Source organism: Pseudoalteromonas sp. A757 (assembly GCF_004103285.1).
GTDB classification, from domain to species: domain Bacteria; phylum Pseudomonadota; class Gammaproteobacteria; order Enterobacterales; family Alteromonadaceae; genus Pseudoalteromonas; species Pseudoalteromonas galatheae.
Window position 1 is genome coordinate 189,672 of the sequence record NZ_QNQN01000074.1, and the last position, 14,033, is coordinate 203,704.

The window sequence follows — 14,033 nt, forward strand, 5'->3', positions numbered from 1 at the left end:
CTCACTACCCCACACCTTTACTCACCGCTTTTCTGGCAACTTTACCTCCAACCTTTCTAGCAGCTTCTCCGCCGCCTCGACCGGCAGAGCCAGCTCCTTTACTAATGCCCTGAAAGCTTCCAATAGCGCCACCTAAGCCCAAACCAGCATAGGTTAATAACGAGGTCAGGATGAAAGGGAACGCAATAAACATCATATCTGTTATACGCTGGCTGTTCATCATAACGTTAGGCTGCGTTAACACATCAACAACGGGAACGCTCGAGCTATTAGCAACCGTCTGAATAAACGCCTTTTGAAAAACAATTGTAAGCTCCCAGAAGAATGGCCAGAACTGTATCGAAACAAATAGCGCCCCAACGGTCGTAGCCATTTTTATACTATACTGGCTTACCATGAGAACCAAAGGAAAGGCCGCCAATAGAATCAGTATTGCAGCGCCTTTAATCATAGGCGCGGCTGATTGAACTAAACTAGCTTCGGCATAATCAGGAACAGTAGAAACTATATTACCGGCAGTACCCATTAGTCGGTTAAACCAATTGCCAGCAGTCCCCCAAAAACCTTCACTTTGCAGTCCATAGTCTCTTGTTTCTGCGCCTTGAATACGGTGCATGGCCACCTTGCTGAAATAGGCCTTTTCCATTAGCTTATCTTCATACCAGGTATCAGAAACGTCATGGTAAGATACCTGCAAGAGCGCCCATATACTGCTCTTATCATCCTCAGGCATACTATCCCATAGACGCTTACGGAGGCTCATATCGTTACTGCTAACGCTGATACCGCCATAACCTGCTCCGATACCTTGCCACCATTCACGACACGAAGGGAAACCGCCCACTTGGTGAATACACTGGCCACCGTTGCAATCAATTTCCCCGTTACTTTCCGCTTGCTGGCTCTCAGACCATTTAGGGATATTCTTATTGGTTCGCGCTCCTTGCCAACCAGGTAACAAGACTTGAGAATAGAAGCCATTTCCTATGTTTCCGTAGTAAGCGTTATTCATAAATGAATTATGTCCTGGCCACGGTTGAGCATCTGTACGAGGATCATCTATCCACGGCATATTCTTATCGCCTTGGCGTAACGCTCTATTGAGTGCCGGTTGATAACACTGTTTTATAAATTCCTTTGTTTCGATGCGTAGCGCTGTATCAGCAATACGACTATTCAACAAAGTGTTTCTAGCCCCTGTTAAATTAAAACCGCAAGGTAAACTGTCCACCGCTTCAATAGAAAAGCCAGTTCCGTAAGCTCTAGCCAGCCCAATAATAAGAGGAATTCTTAACTCATTATTCGATAGCAAGACCCCCAAATCCTTTGCGGGGCCGTTTTCTTTAAAGAAGCCGTTGTTAATTTCTGGCTGCTTGTAACCTTCACACTGCTTGCTGTATAGCTGAAAGCTATCTACCTTAAGCGGCACCATCGGATAAAAGGCAACTAGAAACACAAACATTTGCATATAGATGCCAATTTCCAGCTTGTTAAGTATGGCCACCTTCGCTTCTTCATCACCTTCAAACGCTTTTATTAATTGGGTTACAATGAACACAATCACAGGTGCAACTATCAGTTTAGTGCTGATAGCAATATCAGTTATAGTGTTGAGGGCATATACCCCTGTAGCAAAAAAATACAGGTCGCTTAGGCTTGTGAATGTCATGCGATCACCGTCAAAATTGGAACGGCTAACAATGCAACCAGAACACGTACTTTCTTAGTTTGTAGATAGTCTGCGTGTGCTTGTGATAGACGCTTGGATCTCACTAACCAAGCGAAGCCTTTTTCAAAGCGAAAAGTCAGCACCAATGAGGCAACGATGACCAGAATATCAGTGATAAAACCAATAGTTACAGTAGATTTATTCATGGCCACTAAGCCAGCAAGGAAACTATCAGCTCCGTTCACTATCGCACTAGGATTACTGATAACAAGGCCTAACAACAAGGCTTGAACCGCCAGAGCTGCAACTGAAATGATAAGGGTATTTTTAAGAAATGTTTTCATACAAAGCTCCGTATTTCGTAAATCAAAAACATCGAGCCGCAGCCAACCCACGCCTCAACTAAATTCTTCTTTTTTGCTCTGATCCACGATGGCCGATGCCTCGTTATTACGTTTACTGGTTTACAGACTCAGCAGGTCTATTAGTCATTGAGTAGTTTGCTTACCTCTAAATTTAATTGATAATCATCATGTTCAAACTCTGAAACCAATGTCTTTTGAATAAACTGGTATAAGGTTTCAATTCGATAACCAAATGTGTGATGCAAGCCTAGGTATATCTTTACCACAGGAGCTCTTGATTGCACCATTGACTTGAATTGCTCATACACAGTTTCACAATCTTTTGCAGTGATGGACTCGATTTGCCAATGGGCTCCATACAGCATTCGGCATTGAGTATAGAGCTTACTGCTAACATGTTTTACTCCAGTATATTTGCGAACAAAGCTTAAATCAGCTCCGGCTGCGATAAGCTCTCTAATTGGCCGAGTCTTTTGTAATTGAATCTTCATTGACGCAACCACTCTATCCATCTTAGCACTATCCACTTCAAGTCCAACCACGTTTTTTTGAATTAACAATCTCATGTACAAATTGAGATGAACGGCTTGTAACCGTTGCATTACAACTATTAACTCAGACGGTACCGGAAACATAAAGTAATTGCTTGGAGCTTGCTCTGCATGTTCCATTGCACCACTCAACAAACCTAAAAACTTACTCGCTAAAAGTTGATCATGTTCGAACCTTGCGCCCAAACTCTTTACGTATAATTGAGTCGATACATTAAGCTTTTGTAATTGAGATAAATTTAGTTCCGCAACTAACTCAGCCAACTTCGTAGCAGTATTAAAGTTAACTTTTAGCTCAACTGCTTTTTGACTCGACAGCTTAAGGCAAAACTCATGCAGCTCACATACTGTCAATTCGGTAATAAACACACCAGCCTGCCTGCTAATTCCAAGTTCTTGAACCGCGGAGTCAATACCATCATAAGCGCTAAGCTCACATATTCCTTGAACTAGCAACTGTGTAGCTTCATTTTTGAAATCAAGTGTCCCTTCAAACATGGCTTCCTCCATGATTGAATTTAGCCAGCTGTCTATCCTTGCGTTGAATGATCCTTGCCAGCTTTTTTAACTTGTACTGTTGCTCACCGTTTACTTTTTCCAGTTCTGTTGAGCGCTGCTTAATAGTGCTTACATCATCTAAAAATTGTGCCCATTCAGCGTCGGGAATGAATATACCTTTCACATCGCGGTACGTTATTTTTTCTGCCATCTAATTGCCCCCCATCATCGACCTAAATATATGACTGTGATCTGCTCTCGGCTGTGGCCGAGTTCATTCGAAACTTGTAATCGCGCTTGTCTATCAATTTGCTTTTGTTCTCGTGTGAGCTGTTTGCTTGTTGGCCCACCGGCAATTGGAGAGCGCCAACCGGTTAGTTCTAAGTAGCGCTTTTGGGCATACATGTGCCTAAGCCCGTGGTTTTTATCTAGCCCTGCTTGGCATGTTTGCCGTTCATACGCTTTGAGTTGTTGAATATAGTTTCGGTCGGGGCGGATCAGCGCGCCTCCACCGACTTGCTTTTGCACTTGTTGAAGTAGATGTCGCTGAGATTCTGTTCTGATAGGAATGACTCTGGGACGACCGCCCTTTGTCCAGCTGGGTTTTAGCACTAACTGTTCGCCTCTAATGGCATAATTAGGTCGAAATTTAATGGCTTCTTCTCTACGTAAGCCAAACTCTCGCTGCAGCCGAAGTGAGAGCTTAACAAGTGGGTCGCTGACTTTATCAAGCTTATTTTGTTCTAGTTCTTTTGCTTTTGACTCGGTAGGTGTGTAGGTTCGCTTTTGCAAATCCAGTGTGATTGCTTGGTTTGCACCATTGTTGGACTTTGGCAGCATCGAGGCTTTACCGATTTTTTCCGCCCACCATCTTACATGACTAAGCCGGTTTTTAATGGTGCCAGCAGATAGCCCTTCTCCCAGCCAGCGCTCAACAAGATAGTTTACGTGTTTGGGTTTGAGTGATTGTACTGATTGCAAGCGATATCCGCCCTGTTTAAGCTGAGCAGAGACCTGGACCAGTACTTTTTTACGCTCAGCCTTAACTCCAAAACTACCGTCTTGATTTCTGAGCATAAGCCCTTGAAGCTGATATTTTAAATTACTCAATACTTGTTCACTCACCGTGTTTATAAATTCGATTACACGTTACCAACCCAACTAACTATTTGAACCAATATCCAAATGGTAAGTTTTAAATGCCAACTGCACGTTGGAGCGTACAATTTCCGTATAAATACGAATAAGGGCACAACAGTTCAAAATGGCCAAATTAGCCTCGCTTTAGATGCTTCCCGTAATGGGCGTGCATGATAAAGCGCATATAAAAATGTGCTCAGCACAGGTCAGTTAGGTCATAACATTTCTCCTATTTGAGTTCGTTAGGGATCGCTTAATTCTCTGCAAAACGCAGGTACAAATAGCCAAATTCAAGGCATAAAAGTGCCTAATTCAGATGAACTAATTTGTAAGGTAAAAAGCCCGAAAGCTTGGTTTTTAGTTGTGAGTAGATCTCACTGGTATGACAAAGCCAAAGGCTTTGTTTGATGACGCGATGACCGATGTCTCGCTATTTTTGGAATCATTTTTAGAGTGTCATAACGCGCTCAGAACGTCAACAATTGATTCGCCCCTCTTTGTTCTGCTTGGTTTAGCGTGGGGTTTACCACCGCGTCACTCCCTCCTTGAAAAGGGAGTGACGCGGTCAATTAAGTACATAATAAAGATGCGATAACCTACCGTATAAATTTTCTAAATAGGTCTTCCTCAACGTGCGAAATATCGAAAAATAATATAGAATTTGATACCAGTATTTGTAGTAAATTAAAAATGTAGAAGGTCATGTTAGAAACTTACGATCAGGAGATCCGACAAGCATTTCATAAGAAAAAATTGAAAATGCAACATGCTAGTGAAGATACTATCGTAGTTGATGAGCTTGGTATTATGCATGGCGCAAAAAGGATAGATATTGCAGTCGTTAACGGATGTATTCACGGCTATGAAATTAAAAGTTCTAAAGATAACTTATTGCGCTTTTCAAACCAATTAACTGCTTATTTAAAGGTTATGCAAAAGCTCACAATAATTCTTGCTCCCAATCACTTTGAGGAAGTACTAAGCCTCGTACCTGACTTCGTAGGTATCACCATCGCGGAGAAAGGCACGAAAGGAGGTATTCATTTTAAATGCTACAGAAAAGCTAAAATGAACCCGAAAGTAGAGCCATTTAGCGTAGCTCACCTTTTATGGAAGGCTGAAGTTATATCGATAATGGAGGAAATCGGAATAACCAAGAACTTAGTTAGCAAGACAAGGCATGAACTTTATAGCCAGCTTGTGGAGCATATAAACCTCTATGAATTAGTTAGAAATATAAAGATAACCTTTAAAAGCCGTGCAAACTGGCGTTCTGAATTACAACCAATGTAAGATGGTGGCTGATTGCAGCCTCTTTCCATGTTCCTAACGTACCTGTGCTGCCATTGTTGATACCACAGTCATAAATTTTTTCATCGCCTTGAGAAAATGTTCTCCCATAGTAGTAATTTTCTTTCGCAGTAATTAGCTTTTTGCATAAACCCTTCATTTGAGCAGGATTGTCTCTGAATGACCCTCCTTTGTATATTATCCACTTATCTTTATACGAATAAACAATCTTTGCCGCAGGCTTCAGCATACGCATGTCTAATGATGTAAATTCTGGTGTCTCTATCGTATAGTCTCCATAGCCTAACTTACTATAAGTATTGCTTATTGAGCGATATAACGCTTGAAAGAATATCCACTCCTTCCTTGCCTGCTCAGCTCCAGGCTTTTTAACATCGCCCAACTCTAAAGAAGTTCCCACTACATAGATCGACCGATAGCCATTTAAATTGTCAATTTGCCCCAATATAGTTTTCACTACTAAAATAACATCGTCAGTGGGTTCATAACTGGCGCCTTTACCAAAATCAATAATTAAGTCTGTTTTGTCCTGAGTACAACCGATAAAAGACTGAAGGCTCGCAATTTGGACTACGCTGCTAGGGCTTGCAAGCTCATCTAGAGAAATACGGATTCCTATTCCTGTATTACATGTTTGCCAACTCCGCTTAACTGCTGCTAAATAACTTTTATCATAGTCAAGTTTGACAACTGGGGAAAATATCCCTTTAACACCTTTCAGCTCATCGAATATAAATTCAGGAACAGTTCTTCCGTCTTGTACATTTTGTAAATGCAAACTTGAGTCTATATCTACTAATGAAGGTAGCAGTCCCCACTTTTGTTTGTATCGAGTAGCAAGCTTCTCAACATGCTCTTCCGGCGACTTTTTTGGTCTCTGTTCCTCAAAGTCATATTCAACTGGAGGTACAACAAATAAAGGGTATATATTTTCTTTAGTTTGTGGATCTAGCCTCAACAAAGCTTGATACTCTCCCTGTCTCCACTTTAGGATTGGAAGATACTTTACATATCCATCACTACTACATATCACTCAAACAACTCCTTTACTTTCCCGTAGCCTACTAATTGGCTAAATAAGGTATAATTATTAAACTCTTTACGTAGCCGACCTGCAACTATCGCTGGGCCCACTCCAAACCTTTGAGCATCACCTAAAATAGCCTTCTCCGTCTTCATTATCCTAGAAACTGAAGTTCTCCATTGCTGAGGGCTAATTAAACTATCTAAAGCAAATTGATCCGCCTGTTTCTCCTTTACATCACTTACTTCTTGATTACCAACATCTTCATCAACAAATTCATTTCCAAAAATATGTAAGTGAAGGAAAACATGTCCAAGTTCGTGCATTAACACGAACCAAAAATTATCCAGCCTATCATGCCGAAATGTCATACCAATTACTGGGTTGCCCCCTTCAGAGAGCATTGCGGCACCATCTAAATAAGTTTTCTCTAGGTGAGGTTCATTTACTAGAATAATCCCCTTACCCAAAAGGTATTCTTTAGCTCTGATTGGCCCGTCTTCATATTGACTTAGGCCCACCAAATCTGGTATCCACGAGTCATTTAGCTCGAAAGAAGGTAACTGAAGTTGCTTTATAGTCTCTTCGGCTTTAGATATAACTCGGGCTTGCCATGCAAGCAGAGATGCTGCATGAGCTGCTTTGCCAGCGAAATTGGCCTTCCGATAAAGAGTAACTTCATAGCTTTGCCCAAAGGAATCTTGGATAAAGCTTTTTACAGCATCTACTGCGTTCCCTATATCACTTATCCAACCTCGCTTTCGCATCTCTACTATTGGAAAAGAAGCCCAATCAAAATCAGACGCCTTCTCCTCAACTAATATGGAGTCTCCATTGTCTTTCACTAACCTCTCGATCCCTACATCCAAAACTTCCACTACCTTAAGAGCTCTTGAAAGGCTTGTTCCTTGATATTGGTTTGACTCCATCATTTGAACTTGCTTCTCGGTCACTCCTAGCCTGTATGCGAGTTCCTCTTGGCTAATATTTTTTGCTATTCGCGCAGATATTACGAATATAGGTAAGTCTTTAACTTTAACCTCATGCTTTACTTCAAAATTACCTTCCTTCAATTGCTTATAGCAGTAAATATCCTCTTCAAGTTCTTTTATTTGACTTTCAATAGAATTAATTTGAATGCTTTGAAGTAATGTTCCATCATGAGTAATAGAGTTGAGTGCGTCGATGAGATCAACCATTAAACCTTTATAGTGTATTAACTCCCTATCGTTAAGTATCATAAAGACTCCTCACGCACTACCACGCCATGAAGTTCAAGCAACACGATTCCTTTTCGACAGCCAGAATGCTTTTCACGTTGGAAAAAATCTAAAAATAATGTTCCTACGTGATCGGCCTTATTATCAGCAAGAAAAAACTCCCCTTCATACTTTTCTTTTTGAGCTCTTCGCCTATCACTAAAGTCTAGTAAAACTTTATCAAGCTTGGTAATGTCAACTCCCTCACGCTCCCAACACGCATCATAGTCACCTGGTAATGGCTTTTTTGTAACATAGCTTCCATCTATATAAAGTTTTGAGCAACCAGCTTCCTTAAGCATGTCTATAGCCTTGCGCAAGCCTTCATACTGGTTTCTTCTATGGGAATTAAAAACGAATAAAGTTTCAAATTCAGTAATAGTTAGAGTATGAACTCCCTCCTGTAAAACAGGCCATGGCGCTGAGGGAATATCAATGAAAGTTACAGGCATTGAATTTACGCAAATTACAAAAATATACCTTTTTATAACATTCATATACAAACAATGCCAGATTTATACCCTTGAATTACAATCAATTGAGAAGCTTTAGCCAAAGTATATCTATCAATATTTATTTTAGTATTTAAAGACATCACAAATTTAGCTTGTAATATAGCTAATTTAGCAAGGATAAGCTCTAAATTAACTAACTTAAAAAATTATTGTCACTAATTAAAATATACGACCAAAAACAGGGCCTCGTCACATTTAATCATAGGAGCGAAAGTAGAGAAGCTGCATCGCACCTATACTGCACTAGAATATTATGATCATCAGAAAAGGAAATTACCTTTGGGGAATAGACAACTGGCACAACAAAGCCCTGCATCGAGGCAGTTCTGATTTAGCTTTGCGAAAGCTGTAATTAAGCTATGGGAATATCGCGGTATCGCTCGATTGGAGCTGCTTCGCGCTCTTTTTTGGGAATTATCGTTCGGCGCACTTTGGCTTTACTTGCCTTCACTTCACCAAATATAAACTTTGCTACACGATCTACTTGCTCTTCTATCACAGACAACAAACCAAGTGGCCGCATCGTTTCAATTAAAGACTTTACTGTCATGTATGCCCATCCCAACTTTTTAGAAAGCTGAGAAATGCTTTGTTGGTAGGTGTCTCGTTTATTGCGTGTAGATAGTTTGCTAGCTTTGATTTTACTGCTTATCAACGCATGTAGCATCAGCATTTTGTGCTGATGTCGTGAATCATACCGGCTTTTAGAGTCGAATAAATGTAACTGAAGACCATAGAGGGGAAGTGTATTCGCTGCTTGTTGGCCATGAATGATTTGCGTGTAGCTTTGAAGTAGTCGGTAGCCTAGCGGGTGTTTTAAATTAAGCCTCAATGTACGGCTATAGCCTTTTGTACATTCTTCAAGCAGCAGAGGCTGTTTTTCATCACTTTTAGCGCTGAGAAGCTGACTCAGCGCATTTTTTACCGCGTTGATAGAATAGCAAAGGTGTTTTGCGATAGATGAAACGCTGGAGTTAAATTTTCCGTGTTTAGCGTGATGATAGGCAATATGGCCCAAAACTAATGTCTGGGTATCAGATTTAGTTTCATGCAGCACTTCTAATGAGAAGGAAACTTGCTTCTTTTTACCTTGGTTGCACAAGTTTTGCTTTGCACTTGGTGCAAATTTATTTTTTTGGTTGTGACTCAATTCATTTTCGACAGGAACGTCGTCAGCAAATTTTTAACTACCTACTAGACACAGGATTACCCTACGGCTAAGATAGCCATATAAACACTTTCGAATGTTTATGAAAGCCGCGTTGGAAACTTAAGTCGCCAAACTTAATCTGAGTTTCTTTATCGCGGTTTTTTGCTTTCTGGCGTTCGCTAAATCGCCTCCGTCATGCGCGACGAAGTTATAGATTTTGTAGGAAATAGGTGTTTTTGTAGGAAACGGTATTTTCAAAATTCGCTGTAAGCGAGAGGGGATGGTGCCCAGAGGCGGAATCGAACCACCGACACGAGGATTTTCAATCCTCTGCTCTACCGACTGAGCTATCTGGGCAAATCTTTTTTAGTATCTGAATCCTTAAAGGGATTTTCAATACACTCCAAAAGCTCTACTGAATGAGCTATCTGGGCAAATCTTTTTTAATGTCTAGGAAACTCTTCTTACTAAGCTAACTAGAAATTATTGGCTGACGCCTAAATTAAATGGTGCCGACTATCCGAGTCGAACGGATGACCTACTGATTACAAGTCAGTTGCTCTACCAACTGAGCTAAGTCGGCACACTAATTCGTGTACCATGCAGTTTCTGCATGCACCACATTGCTAATGCAATGATTTTAATTTGGTGCCCAGAGGCGGAATCGAACCACCGACACGAGGATTTTCAATCCTCTGCTCTACCGACTGAGCTATCTGGGCGTGCGGCGTATTAAACGGGTTTTGCGGTTCTAAGTCAACCCTTTTTTTAAATACATTTATCGTTTGCACAGTTTTCAGACAAAGCGGTTAAAATACCGCTTTTTCGATGAAAAAACGCCCGACTAGCCATGTTTTACTGCATTTATCGGTTTATTTCTATGAGTAAGACAAATTACCGTAGGCCTATAACAAATAGAAATCCACATCTTGAGGCTAATGTACATATAAAGAAGTGAAACAAACAAGAAGGTATATTTTTTATTCTTCCGATATCACAGCTAAACGACACTTACCCACTCTTTTAGATTCTCATCTTTATATAAAGTCAAAATACAGGTAGCTACCTTGCGACAACTCTAGCACTGACCCTCTGATTACGAAGCTAGTTTACGCAGCAGTAGTTAGCCGACATGCCGGCCATTAGTTTACCGCAACTCTCATTCACCTGAGCTACCTATACCTAACTCTGCAAGCAATATTGCCTTTGAGCTAAAGTTTATATTAGCCACCGCAATTACCGTCATGGACACTTATCATTTAACAAAAGAATTAAGTAAAATTTAGCCTCTATCAAACCCCAGCCTTCCAAGCTCTCTTACCGAGACCGACAATGCACTTGTAACAACCTGATTATTCAGAGATTTAAAATAGTCTTACCTCTCACCCTATTACTACTATTGATTGAAAAACGAGAGGTAAAAACTTGCCGAAGGTGATAGGATTACTACAACTACTAAGTATAAATAATTCTTTTGGGATTAAGCATGGCAAATAGCGCGAATACCAATGCAAATGGACGGATACTTTTTTTATTCATCGCAATACTGACTGTTGGACTGTGCAGCGCCGTAGGTGCTTACTTACTGCCAAAGCAAGCTGCAGTCTCTTCCGCGCCGACCGTGAACCTGCAACAGCAAGCAACAACAGTTGCAGCTCCCCTTGCTAAGGTAGTTACACAACATGGTTTTGATAGTGCCAAGCAGATTGTGTCCGCATTAATAGCATCTAACGAACATTTGGGCGCCTATTTGTATGTCAATACAGGGGTGGGACAACCAAACTTGGTATTTCAACAAAGTTCAGGTGAGCAAGTCATTGCATTGAATCGTGAAGAATCTTATATCAAAGGCATGATGCAGGTTTACCACGTCCCACTGCGGTTAGATGAGCAAAGTGTTGGTGAGCTTATTTTGACTTATACCCCACCCGTTTCAGCTGCGTCATCAGGCGACCCGTTCTTTGCTTATATACTACTCGCTGTCGCTATTATTAGTACCTTGCTGATTGTTGTGATTACTGCACGCAAGCTTTCTGGTGCATCGAGTAACGATACTGAAGAGCTTATCTCAGAAATCAATCATCTGACGATGGATAAAAACTATAAGTCGGCGGTTGGTACTTATTATAGTGGTGGCTTGGCTGAGGTTGCTAAAGCAATAAATGCACTATTAAAGCAAGTACAATCATCCATAGAATCCGACCAAGCAACACAAAATGAATTAAAACAGCTTCAAGAAAGTCTCGAAACTGAGGTTCAAGCCCGCACGCTGGCGCTAGAAAAGGCGATTTTAAATGCGGAACGTGCAAGTGATGCAAAAACCACTTTCTTAGCCACCATGAGCCACGAGATCCGCACACCAATGAATGGTGTAATTGGTACCATTGATTTACTACGTCAAACTGATCTTGACGGTGCTCAGCATCGCCTTACCACTATTATTCGCGACTCGGCTTTCTCGTTACTTGGTATACTCGATGATATTCTCGACTTTTCTAAAATTGAGGCGGGTAAATTACGCATAGATAATAGTGCTTTCTCGGTGGCTGAAACCACAGAGGAAGTCGCACGTGTACTTTCATCTGTAGCGAAAAAGCGTAAGCTAGACTTGCAACTATTTATCGCTCCTGACATTCCAACCAATTTAATTGGTGATACCGTCCGCGTGAGGCAAGTACTTTATAACCTTTGCAGTAACGCCATCAAGTTCACGACTACAGACGACTCAATACAAGGTTATGTAAAAATCTCCGTAGAAGTTTCGCAAAATACCTCGGAGCACTATACTTTGCGCTTTACCGTTACAGATAATGGTAAAGGTATGACAAAAGCCCAATTAAGAGAGATTTTTAATCCGTTTATTCAAGCTGAAGGCTCTATCACCCGAGAATTTGGCGGTACAGGACTTGGCCTTTCCATTTGTAAAAGTTTAATCGAGCTCATGCTTGGTAGTATCCATGTTAATTCTGATATTGGCATGGGAAGTGAGTTTGTTGTGGAGTTGCCATTTAGTGTGGATGGCAAAGTAAATTACGCGAACAAGCAAATGTTAAACGGGCGTTCCATTGCCCTACTCACCCCAAATAACGAGAGACGCACTATTTTGAATCGCTACCTATCATTTATGGGTGCAAACGTGATTGCCATCGATGAAAGCGAGATAACTGAACACCAGCACGAAGACCAATTAATTTGGGTGCTCGACGGCTTAGACGGCATGGATAAGGTCAATGAAGAGCTAAGAACCGTAGTCTATTCGCTAGAGAAAAATGAACAACAAGTTGTTGTATTAAGTAAAATGGACGAAGCTGCGCTCAATCATAAAAATATTTTCTACCTCAATGCTTCGCCATTGTGTAAGTCTAGCTTTATGACGGCCATCTTGGTCGCTGCGGGCTTGCATAAACCAAAAGATACCACTCCTTCACGCACTATCAACGACTTCTTAAGCGTTGATGAAGCAAGAGCAACCAACAAATTGGTGTTGTTAGTTGAAGATAACGTATTAAATCAACAAGTGCTGACCGACCAATTACACCTGCTAGGCTATGGCGTCGAAGTTGCGGAAAATGGTGAGGAAGGCCTAGAACTTTGGAAAAAAGAGCACTTTCCTATCGTACTGACTGATTTACATATGCCGAAGATGTCGGGCTACGACATGGTAAAGCATATTAGAGACTATGTAGAAACCGCAACCGATACCATTGAGCAACCATACATCATTGCCGTGACAGCTAATGCACTAAAAGGCGAAAGGGAGCGTTGTGAGGCTGGTGGCATGAATGACTATATTACTAAGCCGGTTGAGTTAAATGTACTAGAAGCAACACTCAATAAGTGTATTGAAAGCTTACCAAAAACACAGCAACCACAACAAAATACTGAGCCATCAGCTGCGTCAGTAGCCGTTAGCCAGGTACAGGCAGGAGAAGAGCAAGAAACAGAGCTAGAGCCTGCTATTAATGAAGCTATGCTTGTAGAGCCTGAAGTTATTGCGACAGAGGGCAGTGAGCCTGCACCAGCTATCAATATGGACATGCTCAACAAGTATGTAAACCATGATGAAGCAAAACGAAATCGCTTTTTCAGAATGTACTTAGAACAAAGTAGTCAGTTAACACGAGATATAAACGGCGCGGTGATCACGATGAGCCAAGAGGAAATCATTGAAGCTTGCCATCAACTTAAGTCTATCTCTAAAACTATCGGTGCCGAAAAAGTAGCAGAAACAGCCATCGAGTTTGAATCTTTGTGTAAAGAAGGCACACTTACCACCGATCAGCTTATTCAGATGCGTGATAAGTTGGAGCAGGACTTTTTAGCCGCTACAGAGTTTATTCAACAATATTTGAGCCAAGAGGCCTAATGATGTGGGGGCACTGCCCCCTCGCAACTCCAGCCTCCACTAGGGGCAAGCGTTTTTTCAACAAGGTAAAGAGAAATGGATCGCAGGGTCGACCTGCACCGACACCTGCAATGAATGGTAAATATCAGCGATATTAATGCTCACGCCATTCATTTAGATATAAACGCCACCCACAAGAATGATCC

Annotated in this window: 11 protein-coding genes and 3 tRNA genes; 2 read left to right on the forward strand and 12 right to left on the reverse strand. The window is 41.3% G+C overall.

Features of this window, described 5'->3' with window-relative positions:
• Positions 1 to 4: 4 nt before the first annotated feature.
• From DRB05_RS20405 to DRB05_RS20425, 5 genes are all read right to left on the reverse strand, one after another.
• Positions 5 to 1,669, reverse strand: coding sequence for a conjugal transfer protein TraG N-terminal domain-containing protein (locus DRB05_RS20405; RefSeq protein WP_128728551.1), 1,665 nt, complete (start codon positions 1,667 to 1,669; stop codon positions 5 to 7).
• The gene (locus DRB05_RS20410) at positions 1,666 to 2,013 is read right to left on the reverse strand and encodes a hypothetical protein (protein WP_128728552.1); all 348 of its coding nucleotides are present in this window, start codon (positions 2,011 to 2,013) and stop codon (positions 1,666 to 1,668) included. Before DRB05_RS20410 ends, DRB05_RS20405 begins: the two co-directional genes overlap by 4 nt.
• A 140-nt stretch (positions 2,014 to 2,153) precedes the next feature.
• Positions 2,154 to 3,083, reverse strand: coding sequence for a hypothetical protein (locus DRB05_RS20415; RefSeq protein WP_128728553.1), 930 nt, complete (start codon positions 3,081 to 3,083; stop codon positions 2,154 to 2,156).
• A complete protein-coding gene (locus tag DRB05_RS20420; RefSeq protein WP_128728554.1) occupies positions 3,076 to 3,294 on the reverse strand; it encodes a hypothetical protein in 219 nt (72 codons plus the stop codon). Before DRB05_RS20420 ends, DRB05_RS20415 begins: the two co-directional genes overlap by 8 nt.
• A gap of 14 nt (positions 3,295 to 3,308) precedes the next feature.
• Complete coding sequence (locus DRB05_RS20425) at positions 3,309 to 4,193, reverse strand: phage integrase N-terminal domain-containing protein (RefSeq protein ID WP_128728555.1); 885 nt, start codon at positions 4,191 to 4,193, stop codon at positions 3,309 to 3,311.
• A 732-nt stretch (positions 4,194 to 4,925) separates the two neighbouring features.
• On the opposite strand from DRB05_RS20425, the gene DRB05_RS20430 reads away from it, so the two are divergent.
• Entirely contained in the window at positions 4,926 to 5,516 is a 591-nt protein-coding gene (locus DRB05_RS20430; RefSeq protein WP_128728556.1) for a sce7726 family protein, read from the forward strand.
• Here DRB05_RS20430 and DRB05_RS20435 read toward each other — a convergent pair.
• The 7 genes from DRB05_RS20435 to DRB05_RS20465 all read right to left on the reverse strand — a co-directional run bounded on the left by DRB05_RS20435 (position 5,473) and on the right by DRB05_RS20465 (position 10,204).
• A complete protein-coding gene (locus DRB05_RS20435) occupies positions 5,473 to 6,567 on the reverse strand; it encodes a beta family protein (protein WP_128728557.1) in 1,095 nt (364 codons plus the stop codon). The two genes, DRB05_RS20430 and DRB05_RS20435, sit on opposite strands and share 44 nt — an antisense overlap.
• On the reverse strand, positions 6,564 to 7,799 hold the full coding sequence (locus tag DRB05_RS20440; protein WP_128728558.1) for an XRE family transcriptional regulator: 1,236 nt from the start codon (positions 7,797 to 7,799) through the stop codon (positions 6,564 to 6,566). The genes DRB05_RS20435 and DRB05_RS20440 overlap by 4 nt, the downstream gene beginning before the upstream one ends.
• Complete coding sequence (locus tag DRB05_RS20445) at positions 7,796 to 8,314, reverse strand: hypothetical protein (protein ID WP_205125744.1); 519 nt, start codon at positions 8,312 to 8,314, stop codon at positions 7,796 to 7,798. The genes DRB05_RS20440 and DRB05_RS20445 overlap by 4 nt, the downstream gene beginning before the upstream one ends.
• A gap of 370 nt (positions 8,315 to 8,684) precedes the next feature.
• Positions 8,685 to 9,482: a hypothetical protein gene (locus tag DRB05_RS20450; RefSeq protein ID WP_128728559.1), complete on the reverse strand. Its 798-nt coding sequence runs from the start codon at positions 9,480 to 9,482 to the stop codon at positions 8,685 to 8,687.
• A 281-nt stretch (positions 9,483 to 9,763) separates the two neighbouring features.
• A tRNA-Phe gene (locus DRB05_RS20455) sits at positions 9,764 to 9,839 on the reverse strand.
• Positions 9,840 to 9,989: 150 nt separating this feature from the next.
• Positions 9,990 to 10,065: transfer RNA gene (locus DRB05_RS20460), tRNA-Thr, on the reverse strand.
• 63 nt (positions 10,066 to 10,128) lie between these two features.
• A tRNA-Phe gene (locus DRB05_RS20465) sits at positions 10,129 to 10,204 on the reverse strand.
• Between the two features lie 764 nt (positions 10,205 to 10,968).
• Between DRB05_RS20465 and DRB05_RS20470 the strand changes: the two genes are divergently transcribed.
• Complete coding sequence (locus DRB05_RS20470; RefSeq protein WP_128728560.1) at positions 10,969 to 13,848, forward strand: hybrid sensor histidine kinase/response regulator; 2,880 nt, start codon at positions 10,969 to 10,971, stop codon at positions 13,846 to 13,848.
• The last annotated feature ends 185 nt before the right edge of the window (positions 13,849 to 14,033 follow it).